Raw genomic sequence first — 15,699 nt, forward strand, 5'->3', positions numbered from 1 at the left:
TTCTTCCCTCAAGTTCTATCGCTTTCTTGGCGCTTTTTATAACCACCCCCCACGTACTAGCGGCATCCCACGCTTGGTTGGACTCAACCACATCGCCCGACGAGCGAGCAATGCTTCTGCAAAAAGACCTGACTCTTGAGGAGCAAATTCGTCGAGTTCATGGCGAAATGGCCATGCCTATTCTTGGGTTTGCAGTTCCGCAAGGGGCTATTGGATCAGCAGGGTTTGTGCCTGCGGATGTCGCGAGAGGTATTCCTGCACTTCAAATCACTGATGCAAGCCTCGGAGTTGCCAACCCCGCCAACGTACGGCCAGGTGATGGAGGGACGCCGTTGCCGTCAGGACTCAGCAGCGCCGCAAGTTGGAATCCTGAAGTCGCCTACGACGGCGGCAAGATGATTGGCCAAGAGGCGTGGAGCAAGGGCTTCAACGTCATGCTTGCGGGCGGAGTGAACCTCGCGCGCGATCCCCGCAACGGTAGAAACTTTGAGTATTTCGGTGAGGATCCATTGCTGGCCGGGACTATGGCTGGTGAAAATATCAAAGGCATTCAAAGTCAGCATGTGCTGTCGACGATCAAGCATTTTGCGATGAATGATCAGGAGACCGCGCGGATGGGCATGAGCGCTGTGATCGACGACCGGGCCATGAGCGAGAGTGATTTGCTCGCGTTCCAGATCGCCATTGAGCGTGGCCAACCCGGCGCGGTCATGTGCGGATACAACAGAGTGAATGGTACGCACGCGTGCGACAACGCTGAGTTACTTCAACGAGTGTTGAAAGATCGCTGGGGCTATCGCGGGTTTGTCATGTCTGACTGGGGTTCGGTTCACGGGGTCGAGGCAGCCATGCATGGTGTCGATATCGAGATGGGGACACAGTTGGACAAGTGGTTGTTTGGCGATGTTTTCTTCGATAGACCCTTGCTTGCCAAAGCAGAGCAAGATCCAGCCTATCAGGCTCGCTTAGCTGAGATGAGCCAGCGAATTCTGCGCTCGATGTTTGATGTCGGCCTATTCGAGCACCCTCCAGTCAAAACACCCATTGACTATGCGGCGAGTAAAGCTGTCGCACAGCGAGCCGCTGAAGAAGGGATGGTGCTGCTGCGCAATGAGAATAGCGTGCTGCCGTTGAATAGTTCAATCAAGAAGATTTTGGTGGTGGGTGGTAACGCAGACAAGGGGGTGCTTTCCGGAGGCGGTTCTTCCCAAGTTGTGGAACCTGAAGGTGTAGGACTGGCTATTCATACCGGAGGGGAAGGGCAGTTCTCCACATTGCGTGAAATGGTATGGCACAGAAGCTCGCCACTTAAGGCTCTGAAAGCGGAACTCCCAGACGCCACGATCACCTTCAACGACGGTCGTCATCCTGGAGAGGCTGCCGCGCTGGCGAAGAACGCTGATCTCGTCATCGTGTTCGCGACGCAATGGATGATGGAAAGCTACGACACATACGATCTGGAACTGCCTGATGGTCAGAATGGTTTGATCGACGCGGTTGCCTCGGCGAACGGTAAAACGATTGTTGTTTTGGAAACCGGAGGCGCCGTCAGTATGCCCTGGCTGAGCAAAACGGCGGCAGTAATGCAAGCTTGGTACCCCGGTGCCGGCGGCGGTGAAGCCATTGCTCGTACGCTGACCGGAAAGGTTAATCCTTCAGGACGTCTCCCGATCACGTTCCCTGCTGATCTGAAACAGCTACCTCGTCCCGAGGTGCCTGGGTTTGGTGGTGCTGAAAACGCCAGGATCGACGTCGACTACAACATCGAAGGCGCCGATGTCGGCTACAAATGGTTTGCGCGAAAGAAAACCAACCCATTGTTCCCGTTCGGTTATGGCCTTTCGTACACGCAATTCAAGTACGACGACTTGAAGGTTGAGCAGATGGCTCCACTCGTTGTTTCTTTCACAGTGACCAACACCGGCAAACTCACCGGGAAGGACGTACCTCAACTCTACCTGACGGGCATGCCCGGCAGGGCGCAGCACCGCTTGTTGGGTTGGAGCAAGATCGAGCTCCAGCCAGGGGAAACACGTTCTGTAACCCTAAAAGTGGATACGCGGTTGCTCGCAGACTTTGACGCCAAAGCGCAAGGCTGGACGGTGGCTCGGGGGCCGTATGCATTGGGCCTAGGTCATAGTGCGACCGAGTTGGTGGCACAACAGCACGTCGCCTTGCAGAAGCAAAGCTTTTCAGACGTTGCCGTCAGCCACTAAGGCGCTTTCTCGTGGAGCGAGGGCGCCAACACCCTAGCCCCAGGGAAGCTCAAGCAAGTCTGACAAGATCTTCAGCACATTTTTCCTGCTCGTTTTCATCAAAGATGCAGGGGACGGCTGCGTGCCATATTTTTTGAGGTTTCCATGTCTTCTTCAACTTCGTATCGAGTCGCGGTGGTACAAGCCGCACCTGTTTTTATGGATCGTGCGGCGACCGTCGATAAATGCATTCGGCTCATTGCTGATGCGGCGTCTAGCGGGGCCCGGTTGATTGCATTTCCCGAGAACTTCATCCCGGGTTATCCGTGGTTTTTCTGGCTCGGTTCTCCCGCATGGGCAATGCAATACATGCTCAGCTACCACGAACAGGCTTTGGTGATCGATAGCCCCGACTATCGGCGCCTGGAGCAAGCGGCTGCGGAGCACCAGATTTTCGTATGCGTTGGTTTTACTGAGAAGTCTAATGGGAGCTTGTATATGGCTCAGGCTTTTATCGATGACCAAGGGCGTACCCTGTCGACGCGTCGCAAGCTCAAGCCGACTGTCGCTGAGCGCATGGTGTTTGGGGAGGGCGACGGTAGTGACATCCAAGTTCATGAAACCAACCTTGGACGGCTTGGTGGACTCTGCTGCTGGGAGCATATCCAGCCCCTAACGAAGTTCGCCATGTACAGCAAGCACGAGCAGATTCACGTGGCTGCATGGCCAGGTTTTTCCCTCTATACGGACGTCACCCCAGCAATTGGTGGCGAGGTTAATAACGCCGTAAGTCGTACCTACGCCGTCGAAGGCCAGTGTTTTGTCCTCGCTCCCTGTGGGATGGTTTCCGAAGACGTGGTCGAGTTCCTTTGCCAAAACGATGATACCCGCAGCCTGCTTAAGGTGGGTGGCGGATACGCACGAATTTATGGCCCAGACGGCGCGGACTTGGCGACTCCCTTGGCGCCGGATCGAGAAGGTCTGCTCTACGCGGATGTGAATCTCGATGCCGTCACACTGGCCAAGGTTGCGGCAGATCCGGTTGGCCACTATTCCCGTAGTGACGTGACACGTCTGCTGTTCAATGCTGAGTCTCGCCGGCCCGTAACCGAAGACGCATCAGCCCGTGCGGACGACGAAGTCGTTCTCGTTGGCGACCTTGAGTCCAATTAATCGATTCCACGCTCCCTTGGGTATATGACATGCAACAAAAATCGCAGGGTGATTCGGCTTACGAGTGGAAAATGGTTTGGTTGCTTGCAGTGCTGTTCGGCATTGTGGGCCTTGATCGGCTGATAGTTGTATACCTGTTCCCGATTTTGATTCCAGAGTTGGGATTGAGTAATACCCAGGCCGGAGCCATTGCTTCCGTACTGGCGTTGACGTGGGCGCTATCAACCTATTTTCTTGGTGGTCTGAGTGATCGCCACGGACGGAAAAAGGTTCTGGTCTACTCTGGCATCTTCTTCTCACTGATGACCTGGATGACCGGGGTTGCAAAAAGCTTCACCGGCATGCTGGTTGTCCGAGGGCTGCTTGGCGTGGGCGAGGGCGGTGTATTCAGCGCAAGCGTTGCAACGCTTGCTGAGATCTCGACGCCTAAACGGCGTGGGCTCAACATGGGGATTCACCAAGCGTTCTTTCCGTTACTCGGTATCGGCCTGGGCCCAATCATCGCGACTCAGTTGAGCCTGTACATGCCGTGGGAGTGGGTATTTTTCTTACTGGGGATCCCTGGACTGATCCTGACGGTCATGTTGGCCAAGCTGATGCGAGAGCCAAGCAAGAGTCTTCCTGGAGCCGAAGCTGTCGAAAGCACACCTCTCAGGAGTGTTTTCGGATTTCGCAATATCTGGGTGACGACAATTATTGGCTCGCTGTTCCAAACCGGTTTGTTCGTGTTTTCGACCTTTGTAGCTCTATACCTCACACAGGTGGTCGGTCTGTCGTTGAGCACAACGGGGCTGATCGTGTCGGGCTGGGGATTTGGTGGTTTCATCGGGATGATCGCTGTGCCTGCGCTATCAGATCGCTGGGGCCGTAAATCCGTGCTAGTGGCTTGCGCCACGATGTACGGCGTTTTAATGCTTGCGTTTGCTCTCAGTCATGCAGGCCCGGTAGTGATGTTTTCTATTCTTTTCGCTGCCGGCATCTTCGGCTTTGGAATCGCTCCATTGTTCTTGGCCGTTATTCCGAGCGAGTCGGTACCTTCCAACATGACGGGTTCCGCAGTCGGTGTGCCAACGGGCGTAAGCGAGTTGATCGGCGGCGTTTTAATGCCGGTTATCGCCGGTGGTCTGGCTGACCTATACGGTTTGTCTGTTCCGATGATGGTGGTGGGCGCGGTCTCGCTGGCAGCAGCTTTCACAGGCCTGTTTCTGGTCGAAACTGCTCCCGGTTTTGCTGGACGTCAGCAAACTTCGGTAGGTCTGCCAGCATCATCCGAATAAATTCTATCTATTCGAGCAGGGAATAATATCGATTTGATCAATCAGGCCCTGCTCAATAGAGTGGGGTTTTTCTTTTGGATTTTTGTACTGCCTTGAGGGCTCCATGAACTCAGCATTTAGCGTAGAAGGGTTTCGCTCCCTGGCACGGCGGCGCCTTCCCCAGATGGTCTTCGACTACCTTGACGGTGGTGCGGATGATGAAAAATGTCTACAGCGGAATCGGGATGCTTTCGATCAATGGGAGCTGGTCCCAAGGCGTTTGGTTGATGTCGCCCATCGAGACCTCAGTGTTGAGGTGTTCGGCACGTCTCAGCCATTGCCGCTTATGGTTGCGCCAATGGGGCTCAACGGTGTTTTCTGGCCGAGGGGCGATATCGCATTGGCAAGGGCTGCGGCGAAAGCGGGTATCCCATTTATGCTTTCTACAGCTGCCAATGCATCAATCGAGGAAGTTGCCGACAAAGCCGGCGGTGATCTTTGGTTCCAGCTGTACGTTGTACATCCTTCCCTTGCTGATCAACTTGTCTCACGTGCCCTGGCTGCTGGATATAAAACCTTAGTGCTCACAACCGATGTCGCCGTGAACGGAAAGCGCGAGCGTGATCTGCGCAGTGGATTTGGCCTTCCATTCAAGTACACACCCAAGGTGATGTTGGATGGAGCGTTGCACCCTCGGTGGTCGCTCAGCTTGCTTGCTGGGGGAATACCTCAGATGGCGAACTTTGCCAATCAGGATGCCGACAATGTGGAACTCCAGGCCGCGCTGCTTTCCCGAAAAATGGACGCAAGCTTTGACTGGGCTTCTCTTGAGCGATTACGAGCCATGTGGCCGCATCGCCTTATTGTTAAAGGGATTCTTCACCCCGAAGATGCGACCCGCTGTATGGCCCTGGGGGCCGATGGTGTGGTGCTTTCTAATCACGGTGGACGCCAGCTAGACTCGAGCTGTTCACCTATGCTGTCTCTGCAGGAGATTTCTGCCATTCACCCAGGAAAGGTATTAGTGGATAGCGGTTTCAGAAGAGGATCGGATGTGGTCAAAGCCTTGGCGCTCGGCGCCGACGCAGTGCTCATCGGTCGACCTCTCCTTTACGGATTGGCCGTAGCCGGCGAGGAGGGCGCCAGCGAAGTCCTTAGCATCATTCGAGACGAGTTGGATCGTACTCTCGCGAATATGGGGTGTGCCTCGGTTAGAGATTTGTCACCGGATTACCTGAAAAAACAACAGGGCTAACGCGGATTACAGGTAGGTCGGTGTGGATGCCTGTAATCTCAGGATCAGTCGATTACATCGCAAGGTAATCCTGCGTAGTTTTCGGCCATGCTATTGCGTCCGGCTTAACCAAGCTCTGCGTGCGCGAAGTCGCCCATGGCGAGCACGTATCAACACGAGCCGTGGTTATTTAGCAGAAGACGCAGCGGGCCAGTGAAGTTCTGGATCACCGAACAAACAAGGTTTGCTATCGCGGCCTGGATACATCAGGCCCAACTACGCAACGAGGACTGCTTTATCTGGGAATTGAAGTCGACGACGCCTGGGGATGACGGAACACCTGAGGTTTAAATATGCATAGCGACAGGCGAAGCCTGGCCGTCGCTAATCGGCGCAAAAGCGCAGTCACATAGCGATGGTTTCCGCGTAATTTACCCGGTAGCGTCCAGATAAGAAGATTGAGAAATAGATAGCCTCGGACTGAAGGTCTATCTCTTCATCGCCAACGGCTTTGGCGTTACCGCATGCACCAGAGCATGAGCCGTCGTGGAAACTGTTGGGATAATGCGCCGATGGAGCGCGTTTTTCGCAGCTTGAAATCTGAATGGATACCGACCGTGGGCTACATGACGGCCCAAGAAGCGCATCGAGACATGAGTCATTATCTGATGCATCGGTACAACTGGATTCGACCGCACCAGTTCAACGATGGGCTGGCCCCAGCTCAGGCCGAGAAAAAACTTAACGTCGTGTCCGGGATTAGTTGACCACTCCACAGGTTGCCGAATCCATGTTGGGTAGACACCTGATGCACCTGCTCGACTGAGGCCCTTTTTTCCGACGCTTGTCTCTTCCATCCGCTAACCAACACCCGCCCACAGCCCCGTGTATGCCATTCGGGGCAGTAGGCGAGCGGGCGCGCCAACTAGAAGTGAACCGCCCCTTCTGACGGGATCACACACGCGCTACTTATCGTCGCCATACCAGTATTGGGCCGTCACACACCGTCGTCCATGAGGAGTCACTGCCGGTGATAAACGTTCTGAGTGCGTTGGCATTCTTCCTCAGAGTCGAATCGGACAGTGTGATCTGATGGCGTCACGTAGACGAGTCAATGCAGGCCAAGGCGCGATATTTATTCAGCGCAACGTCCTGAGACCCACCGAGCCCTCTCTTTCATCAAACGTTGACTGGCACTGCTTTTTGCCTGCGATACAGGATCGTCGTCGCTGTGAACCCACACAACGCAGCAAACATTAGCCAGTAGGCGGGCGACGCCTTGTCACCTGTTGCCTGCACCAGGATTGTTGATACGGCGGGTGTAAAACCGCCAAACACAGCCGTTGCCAAACTGAATGCCAGTGAAAATCCTACAACTCGTACGTTCTGAGGCATTACCTCAGTCAGTGCTGCAACCATCCCGCCGTTGTAAATGCCAAAGAAAAAAGAGAAGTACAGCAGCACCGCGAGCAATCGCTCGAAACTTGCCGCTGCGGCCAGCCAGTGCATGGCGGGATACGCAGTAAAGATGCACAGCAAGCTGATTGCCAGCAGCAAGGGACGACGGCCGATACGGTCGGAAAGTGTGCCTCCGATGGGCAGCCAGATGAAATTGCTGAGGCCGACGAAGAGCGTGACCACCAGGCTGTCAGTGGTGCTCAGATTGAGTACGGAGCGGCCGAACGTCGGTGTGTAGACGGTAATGAGATAGAACGTGGTAGTGGTCATCGACGCCAGCAGCCCGCCCGCCAGTACCGTGCGCCAGTTGTCCCGCATCGAGCGAAAGACTTCGCTGGCATTTGGGTGATGGCTGCGCGCTTTGAATGCATCGGTTTCCTGTAGCGAGCGGCGAATGATGAAGATGAACGGGATAATCAGGCAACCAATGAAGAATGGGATACGCCAGCCCCAGGCTGCAACGTCGGCGGCCTCCATAGACGCGTTAATCGTATAGCCCAACGCAGCCGCAAGAATGATCGCCACTTGTTGGCTGGCCGACTGCCAACTGGTATAGAAACCCCGGCGTCCGGGCGTGGCGATTTCAGCCAGGTACACGGAAACACCACCCATTTCTGCACCTGCGGAGAATCCCTGCAACAGTCGCCCGAGCAACACCAATATCGGCGCTGCGATGCCTATGCTGGCGTAGCCCGGAACCAAGGCGATCAAGACCGTACCCGCGGCCATGATCGACAGCGTCACGATCAGCCCCTTTCGCCGGCCAACCTTGTCGATGTATGCGCCCAGCACGATAGCGCCCAGCGGCCGCATCAGAAATCCCGAGCCGAATACGGCGAAGGTCATCATTAACGAGGCGAACTCGCTGGTGGCAGGAAAGAAGGTCTGCGAGATGTAAGTGGCATAGAAGCCGAACAGAAAAAAATCGAACTGTTCGAGAAAATTGCCGCTGGTGACCCGCAGGATGGCGCCCAGTTTCGACCCCTTGGATCGGGTGTCTTGAGTTGTTGTTTTCATCATGGCTACCGTGGTGATCAATATTGTTTTTGGAATGAATGGATCGCCGATCAGTCGCTACCTGCGTTGATCGGGTTGGGTTGGCGTTTTTCGATGGAGTACTTGAGCAGCGCGGCGCCGCGGAAGATGCCATGGGCGAATTTGCTGTAGGGCATGGTCAGGAAAAACGCCATTACCAGGCCGAGATGGATTGCCAGCAACAGGCCCAAGGCTGCGGTTTCACGGAACGCCAGGAGTGCCAGGCCGCTGGCGCTGACCAGGAACAGCAGCGCGATAAAGCCACGATCCATGGGTTTCTGATTGTCGTCGCCGTGCTCAGGGTTGCGACGCAGGTTCAACCACAACAGGCCTGCGGGGCCTATCAGCAGACCGACTCCACCTGCGATGCCCAGCATCACCGGTAAGCTCAGGACGGGGTAGGGCGCCGACCAGTCCAGAAGGAAATGGTAGAGCGTGGCGACTCCAGTGGCTGCGAAACACAGCATGAAGCCGTAGAAGGTGAAATGGTGGAAGCGCCGTCGCCACAGGGTGAATCGATCATCAGCGTTATTGCAGCCTTCACCATGGCCACCGTCCAGAAATTTGAGCCGGGCGACATTGGCCGTGGCTTCCAGTGCAGCGGCGGTTTTTTCCTGCGCGGGCGCGTCGGCCGGTGAAACATTGCGCCAGAAGCGCCGCGCGCCAAGGGTTAACGCGAGTACCGCGAATCCGAAAACTGCACCGAACATTACGGCCAGGGTGTTGTGCGGGAAGATCCCGAAGAAATTTCCCCTGGGCATCGCCGTGAACAGGTTGCCCATCACCATCAACGTGAGGCAGAGGAACAATGCCAACCCCGCGCCGGACGCCAGCGCGAGCGTCAGCCCGTTGTGCCGGTACAACTTGCCCATCATTTGCGGCCAGGCGTACTCGGCATAAGTGTCGAGGCGGACTTTGGCCATGGCCTTGGGCACATTGATTTCGAATTCGTGAGGGGCAGCGTACTGACAGGCATGCAGGCATGCGCCGCAGTTATGGCAAAGGTTCGCCAGGTAATGGATATCCGCCTGAGAAAACTCCAGACGTCGTGTCATGGCCGGAAATACAGCGCAGAAGCCCTCGCAGTAACGGCAGGCATTGCAAACGGTCATTTGTCGCTGAACTTCGCTTTCATCAAGGTTGAGTACGGGAATCAAATGACCCGGTGCCTTGGGATCAAACAGCTGCATGTTGGGGCTCCGTGATAAAAGGGGTCGGTAAGCCGGCCGCAGCCGCGGCTTGCACACCGGCGATGCGACCGAAGGCGGTACCAATGGCCATGCCGATGCCGGCGGTATAACCCTTGCCCAGTACGTTGCCCGCCATCATTTCTCCTGCGACAAACAGGTTGGGACTCGCCTCACCCTTGAAGTGAACGGCTGCGGTTTCGTCGGTCGCCAGCCCCAGATAAGTGAACGTCACGCCTGGCTTGAGTGGGTAGGCGCAGAAGGGGGGCTTTACCAAGGGGCGGGCCCAATGGGTCTTGGCGGGGTTCAAACCTTCGGTGCGACAATCGTCCAGTGCGGTGTGATCAAACGTACCGACACGGCAGGCCGCGTTGTAGTGCTCGATGGTTTTGACGAATTGTTCAACAGGAAGCTTCAACCGCCGGGCCAGTTCCTGTAGCGAATCGGCTTTGGTGCCTGGAAACACCGGAGGCATGAAACGGCCGACGGCTTGCTGGTCGATGATCGAGTAGGCCTGTTGTCCGGGCTGACCGGCCACCAGACGGCCCCAGATCGCATAGCGCTTGGGCCAGAAGTCTTCGCCTTCGTCGTAGAAGCGTTCGCCATCGCGATTGACGACCACGCCCAGTGATACGCAATCGATGCGAGTGCAGATACCCCCGTCATACAGCGGGGCTCGGGCGTCGATGGCGACCATATGCGCCTGGGTCGGGTCGCCGATAAAGTCGGCCCCCAGGCTCTGCATGCGCCGCAGCAGTACACCGGTATTGAAGCGCGTCCCGCGAATCAGAAAATTGTCGGAAGGCCATTCTCCGCGCTCGTTCTGACCCCAGGCTTCGCGGAGCCATTCGCGGTTGGATTCGAATCCGCCCGCAGCCAGAACGCAGGCTTTGGCCTGAATGCGCTCGGCGGGGAAATGCTGGCCATCGACCTCACGCTCACCGAGGTGCGCTGCAACAAACGCGTGGCCCTTCAGTTCGATGTCAGTGACGTGAGCGTCATAGCGGATCTTGACGCCCAGCCGCTCGGCGCTGCGAAAGTACGCATTGACCAACGCTTTGCCGCCACCCATGAAAAACGCATTGGTGCGCGCGACATGCAGGGCACCCGACAGCGAAGGTTGAAAATGCACACCATGGGAGCGCATCCAGTCACGGCAGTTCGATGAAGCGCGGATGACAAGCCGTGCAAGCTTTTCATTGGTCATCCCGCCCGTCACTTTCAGCAGATCCTGCCAATATTCCTCTTCGGGATAGGCATCGACCAACACATCCTGCGGTGCGTCGTGCATACAGCGCAGGTTGCGGGTGTGTTGCGAATTGCCGCCGCGCCAGATTTTCGGTGCACCTTCCAGCAACATGACGCTGGCGCCGGCCTCTCGGGCCATCAACGCTGCACACAGGGCGGCGTTACCACCGCCGATCACTAATACATCGATCATCATTACTCCTCAATCGCAAGGAGGCATGAACGAAGTGCTCCTCGCGAGTGGAGAGAAGGTAGAGCGGTGAGCTTATTGTCGAAAGGCGCGAAATGAGTCGGGGCGTTTAGTTTTCGTAAAGACTTTGGTGCGGATCCCGCGAGTGTCGGATAACTCGAGGAGGGCGCGCGGGGATCATGACGCGAGCTCCTCAATCCACGACGCCCCCGGCCATTGTCGATCAACGACCAACTGCCGGGCGACATCGGTGATCACCCGTCGCGCCGCGAGTGCTGCGGGGGACAGCTCGTCATCAGGTAATGTCGCCAGCAGGTTTCGTCGACCGACGTGAACATCGGAAATTTCCACCACTGAAAGCCCCGACTCACCTTTGAGCGCCGCTGCCGCGCCGGGCTGGATGGTGGCCGCATGACCTGCGCGTACAGCATTCATCAACACGGCCAGACCATCGACCTCCATGATGATGTTGGGCGCCACGCCCGAACGCTCGAACGCAACCGTCAGCGTAGAACGCAAACCGTGTTGCGCGGTCGGCATCACCAGTGGAAGGTGCCCCAGGTCCGCCAGTTGCACGCGGGTTCCCTGTGGTGCGTCGGGCAGGTGCGGTGAACTGATGACAAACAGCTTTTCGTCGAGCAGCGGTGTCACGCTCCAGCGTTTGCCACCTTCGAGTTGAAACACAATGGCCAGGTCGATCTGGCGGGCATTGAGCTGGGTCGCCAGATGCCCGGACAGCATCTCGACCAGGTGCAATTGGATATCCGGGTAACGCTCCCGCATCGCGTTGATCAATGGTAGGGCAAGTACCGTGGCAGTCGTGGGCGCCATTCCAACGGTGACATACCCGCTCATCCGCCCGCGGTGAGCGGCCGTGATCGCGTTTTCGGCCTGTCGCAGGCACAACTGGGCGTGGTGCAGGAACGCCGTGCCGGAGCTGGTAGGTGTGACGCCGGTCGTGGTGCGATTAAGCAGGCGAGTTGAGAGCTCGCTTTCAAGCTTCGCGATCTGTTGGCTGAGGGCTGACACGCCGACATCCAGCTCAAGCGCTGCACGTCCCAAGCTGCCGTGTTCGATGATTTTTACGAAATAGCGCAGCTGTCTTAATTCCAAGCGTTACCGCTCCACGTCCGGTTGAAGGGTCAGGGTGCTGTCAGGTCTTTGCTGTGGCAGCACTGCCTTTATCAGCCTGAGAGGTTATGCCTTGGCAGTCAAACATCGTGTGGGTTCGGTTAAGTGGAACACTCGATTCCCGACAATGCTTGTGAGTGCCGAGGGCGGTGTTTCAGGTACTGCGTGAGAATGACTGTCTCGATGACGCACTACGCCAAGGACGCGCTCATCGATGGATTCCCCATCTTGGTTCAGTGTTACTCAGCTACCGTTCTGCACCATTTCTGGTCTCGCATTGGGCCATTAGGTAGCAGATTCCGAAGGTTGTTCCGGCAAATCTGATAGCTGGGAACTTCGAATTTCTCCCTTAATTCATTTGAATCAAACGCTTGGGGAGGCGAGGTGAGTTTTGGCATGCATTATGCTGTTTTGTATCCGTGGATAATTGGATACAAAAAGACAAAAGGTGCCGCCATGCAATTCGCTCCTGCTTACGACCAGCGTCAACCGATGACCGCCGAGGAGGAGGCTTACAACTTTCTTCTGGAGGGCATCTGCGGGGGGCGTTATCGCAAAGGTGACCGGCTGATTGCCGAGGACATTGCCACTGAAATCGGCATGAGCCGCATGCCTGTACGCGAAGCCTTTCGACGTCTCGATGCTCAGGGGCTGGTGACGCTAAGGCCTAATCGCGGTGCGATTGTCAGCGGTCTGGATGTCGAGGAAATGCACGAAGTCTTCGAGATGCGCAGCGCGCTGGAAGGGCTGGCGATTCGTGTAGCGGTGCCGAAGATCGGTGAACGTCAGTTGACGGCCCTGGAACGGCTGCTCGATGAAATGGATGACTACCGTGACGAGAGTGCGGCCTGGGTCAGCCGTCATCGCAAGTTCCATGAGTACCTGTGCAGCCTCAGCGGACGACCTCGTCTGGTGAAACAGATCAGCGCTCTTTATTCGCTGATCGAAGCCCCCATGCGTCTTTGGCTGCAACACGGAGAGAAGCCGCTGAGTGCACGTGAGGAACACGTGGTGATCCTCGACGCGATTCGTGCCGGTGATGCCGCCAAGGCAGAAGCGGTGGTGCGCGAGCACATCGAAGGCACGGTCCCCGAGCTGATCAAGTTTCTGCAATCGGAAAGATAACCACAGAGCGGGCAATGAACCCGCCGATGTTTTGACTTTGAGAACTGCCCCGTTACTAACCGAACTGGAGTGTCTGGTCATGCATACGTCTCGCCTGTTATTGGCTGCAATTTCCCTGGGGCTCTGTACGCAGTGGGCGGTTGCCGCACCCACCGTGCCGGAGCGTTTGCTCAAGGTCGACAAACTCACCTATTGCTCGGGCATGGATTCGCCGCCTCTGGTTTCCTTCGATGAAGCGCAAAAGCCAAAGGGCCTGACTGTCGATCTGGGCCTGGAAGTTGCCAAACGTCTGGGGGGCAAGAAGGTCGAGTGGCGGGTGATTCCGTTTTCCGGATTGCTGCCGGCCTTGCTGGCCAAACAGTGCGACATGATCGTCGACCAGTTGTTCGACAAACCCGAGCGCCGCGAGGTGATCGACATCGTCAACTACATGTATTCCAGCCAGGCGGTGGTGGTGCCCAAGGGCAATCCGAAAGGGCTCAAGGCGCTGCCGGATCTCAGCGGGCACAAGATCGCGGTACTCAACGGTTCGACCATCAAGACCTTGCTCGACACCGAAAATGAAAGCCTGACCAAGGCCGGCAAGCCACCGATGAAACTGGTGGTCTACAACACCGACACCGATGCATTCCAGGCGCTGCGGATCAGTCAGGTCGACGCTTACGGCACCACAGTGGAAACCGCAGGGTATTACGCCGCGATGGCGCCGGACCTGTTCGAGGAGGGCGTTCCAGCCTTCAGCCGGATCCTCACAGGCCTCGGCATTCGCAAGGACGATCCGCAACTGAGTGCCGCCGTACAGCAAGTGATCACCGACATGCGCAGCGATGGCAGCTACAAACAGCTCCTGAGTAAATGGCACGTCTCCAGCGACACGCTTGATTGAGGTAGGCGTTGATGAATTTCAATTGGGATGTGTTCTGGCAGTATCTGTTGCAGCCCAGCGGGGTCTACCTCACCGGACTCTGGCTGACATGCCTGATCAGTGTGCTGGCCATGTTATTGGGTTGTGTTTTGGGATTGGCGGCGGCGTTGCTGCGACTATCGAAGAATCCTTTGCTGCATCTGCCCGTGCGCTTTTATGTGTGGCTGATGCGCGGGACGCCCTTGCTGGTGCAGATCGTCTTTCTCTACACGGCGCTGGCGGCGGGCGGGATTTTCCGCTTCGAAGACATTGAACTGTTCGGACTGATGATTCCCGGCAATATCCAGGCCGCGATTATTGCGCTGGGCCTCAACGAAGGCGCGTACATGGCCGAGATCATCCGCGCCGGTATCGGTGCCGTCGACAAGGGGCAATACGAGGCGGGGCGTTCCCTGGGCATGACCTTCGCCAAACTGATGCGGCGTATCGTTTTGCCGCAGGCGTTTCGGGTCATCGTGCCGCCGCTGGGCAACGAGTTCAACGTGATGCTTAAAAACACCACGCTGGTCAGTGTTATCGGCGTGCAAGAGCTGCTGCTCAGTACGCAGATGGTCACCTCGGCGACCTTCCGAGTGTTCGAGTTGTACCTCGTGGTGGCGATCTATTTCCTGTTGCTCACCACGTTGTGGGGCTTCTTCCAGCGCTGGCTGGAAACACGTTTCGGCCAGTCGGACCGACCGTCGTCGCCGCCGCCGGCATCCAGCCGGATGTTCGGTCGCAGCACGCTGAAACTGCTGAGGGGACGTTAATCATGGCGCATCAAAGTGACGAACTGATCATCGAAGCGCTGAACATTCACAAGTCGTTCGGCAACCTCGAGATTCTCAAGGGCATTTCCCTGCAAGTGCGGCGCGGTGAAGTGGTGGTGCTGATCGGCGCCTCGGGCTCCGGTAAAACCACGTTTATCCGCTGCATCAATTTGCTGGAAGACATTCAGTCCGGGGAGATCCGGGTCAATGGACAGTCCATGGGCTATCGCACGAAGGCCGATGGCGGCCTGGTACGGGATTCGGAACGCAACATTGCCCGTCAGCGGCGGGACATCGGCATGGTGTTCCAACGCTTCAATCTGTTCCCGCACATGACCGCACTGGAAAACATTATCGAAGCACCGATTCAGGTGTTGGGTGTGCCGCGCAAAGCGGCGGAGGAACAAGCGCGGACGTTGCTCAAGCGTGTCGGGCTGGCGGAGAAGGCCAACCATTACCCGTCGATGCTTTCCGGTGGTCAACAGCAGCGGGTGGCGATTGCCCGGGCTTTGGCCATGAAACCCCAGGCGATGCTGTTCGACGAACCCACCAGTGCCCTGGACCCGGAAACCGTCGGTGAGGTCTTGCAAGTGATGAAGGAACTGGCGGAGGAGGGCATGACGATGGTGGTGGTCACCCATGAAATGGCTTTTGCCCGAGAGGTCGCCGACCGTGTGGTGGTACTCGATCAAGGTGAACTGATCGAGCAGGGACCGCCGGAGCAGATTTTCAGCCATCCCTCTCATCCCCGTACCCAAGCCTTTCTCAGCCGCGTGTTGTGAGATTCACAAGG

12 protein-coding genes and 2 pseudogenes are annotated in these 15,699 nt (G+C 56.8%); 10 read left to right on the forward strand and 4 right to left on the reverse strand.

Going from position 1 to position 15,699, the window contains the following annotated elements; all coding sequences use genetic code 11:
- Positions 1 to 110: 110 nt before the first annotated feature.
- The 6 genes and pseudogenes from NH234_RS15130 to NH234_RS15155 all read left to right on the forward strand — a co-directional run.
- Positions 111 to 2,216: a beta-glucosidase gene (locus NH234_RS15130; RefSeq protein ID WP_367253249.1), complete on the forward strand. Its 2,106-nt coding sequence runs from the start codon at positions 111 to 113 to the stop codon at positions 2,214 to 2,216.
- Positions 2,217 to 2,360: 144 nt separating this feature from the next.
- On the forward strand, positions 2,361 to 3,368 hold the full coding sequence (locus NH234_RS15135; RefSeq protein WP_367253250.1) for a carbon-nitrogen hydrolase family protein: 1,008 nt from the start codon (positions 2,361 to 2,363) through the stop codon (positions 3,366 to 3,368).
- Between the two features lie 29 nt (positions 3,369 to 3,397).
- Positions 3,398 to 4,645: an MFS transporter gene (locus tag NH234_RS15140; RefSeq protein WP_367253251.1), complete on the forward strand. Its 1,248-nt coding sequence runs from the start codon at positions 3,398 to 3,400 to the stop codon at positions 4,643 to 4,645.
- Between the two features lie 103 nt (positions 4,646 to 4,748).
- Positions 4,749 to 5,879, forward strand: coding sequence for an alpha-hydroxy-acid oxidizing protein (locus tag NH234_RS15145; protein WP_367253252.1), 1,131 nt, complete (start codon positions 4,749 to 4,751; stop codon positions 5,877 to 5,879).
- Positions 5,880 to 5,983: 104 nt separating this feature from the next.
- Positions 5,984 to 6,152, forward strand: a pseudogene (locus NH234_RS15150) (integrase); the annotation flags it as partial.
- Between the two features lie 206 nt (positions 6,153 to 6,358).
- Positions 6,359 to 6,625 (forward strand): annotated as a pseudogene (locus NH234_RS15155) (integrase core domain-containing protein); the annotation flags it as partial.
- A 412-nt stretch (positions 6,626 to 7,037) separates the two neighbouring features.
- Here NH234_RS15155 and NH234_RS15160 read toward each other — a convergent pair.
- The 4 genes from NH234_RS15160 to NH234_RS15175 form a co-directional block, all read right to left on the reverse strand.
- A complete protein-coding gene (locus NH234_RS15160) occupies positions 7,038 to 8,336 on the reverse strand; it encodes an MFS transporter (protein WP_367257183.1) in 1,299 nt (432 codons plus the stop codon).
- A 47-nt stretch (positions 8,337 to 8,383) separates the two neighbouring features.
- Positions 8,384 to 9,541, reverse strand: a complete 1,158-nt coding sequence (tcuB, locus tag NH234_RS15165; RefSeq protein WP_367253253.1) for a tricarballylate utilization 4Fe-4S protein TcuB — start codon at positions 9,539 to 9,541, stop codon at positions 8,384 to 8,386.
- The gene (tcuA, locus tag NH234_RS15170) at positions 9,528 to 10,979 is read right to left on the reverse strand and encodes an FAD-dependent tricarballylate dehydrogenase TcuA (protein WP_367253254.1); all 1,452 of its coding nucleotides are present in this window, start codon (positions 10,977 to 10,979) and stop codon (positions 9,528 to 9,530) included. Before tcuA ends, tcuB begins: the two co-directional genes overlap by 14 nt.
- Positions 10,980 to 11,153: 174 nt before the next feature.
- Positions 11,154 to 12,089 carry a LysR substrate-binding domain-containing protein gene (locus NH234_RS15175; protein WP_367253255.1) on the reverse strand — a complete coding sequence of 312 codons (936 nt, stop codon included), beginning with the start codon at positions 12,087 to 12,089 and terminating at the stop codon, positions 11,154 to 11,156.
- A 474-nt stretch (positions 12,090 to 12,563) separates the two neighbouring features.
- On the opposite strand from NH234_RS15175, the gene NH234_RS15180 reads away from it, so the two are divergent.
- From NH234_RS15180 to NH234_RS15195, 4 genes are all read left to right on the forward strand, one after another.
- Positions 12,564 to 13,232 (forward strand): GntR family transcriptional regulator, encoded by a 669-nt coding sequence (locus NH234_RS15180; protein WP_085730923.1) that lies wholly within the window; start codon positions 12,564 to 12,566, stop codon positions 13,230 to 13,232.
- Positions 13,233 to 13,311: 79 nt separating this feature from the next.
- Positions 13,312 to 14,118 carry an ABC transporter substrate-binding protein gene (locus tag NH234_RS15185; protein WP_367253256.1) on the forward strand — a complete coding sequence of 269 codons (807 nt, stop codon included), beginning with the start codon at positions 13,312 to 13,314 and terminating at the stop codon, positions 14,116 to 14,118.
- Positions 14,119 to 14,129: 11 nt separating this feature from the next.
- Positions 14,130 to 14,906 (forward strand): amino acid ABC transporter permease, encoded by a 777-nt coding sequence (locus tag NH234_RS15190; protein WP_085730925.1) that lies wholly within the window; start codon positions 14,130 to 14,132, stop codon positions 14,904 to 14,906.
- A gap of 2 nt (positions 14,907 to 14,908) precedes the next feature.
- Positions 14,909 to 15,688 (forward strand): amino acid ABC transporter ATP-binding protein, encoded by a 780-nt coding sequence (locus NH234_RS15195; protein ID WP_367253257.1) that lies wholly within the window; start codon positions 14,909 to 14,911, stop codon positions 15,686 to 15,688.
- Positions 15,689 to 15,699: the final 11 nt, after the last annotated feature.

Source organism: Pseudomonas sp. stari2, assembly GCF_040760005.1.
In the GTDB taxonomy this organism is placed as follows: domain Bacteria; phylum Pseudomonadota; class Gammaproteobacteria; order Pseudomonadales; family Pseudomonadaceae; genus Aquipseudomonas.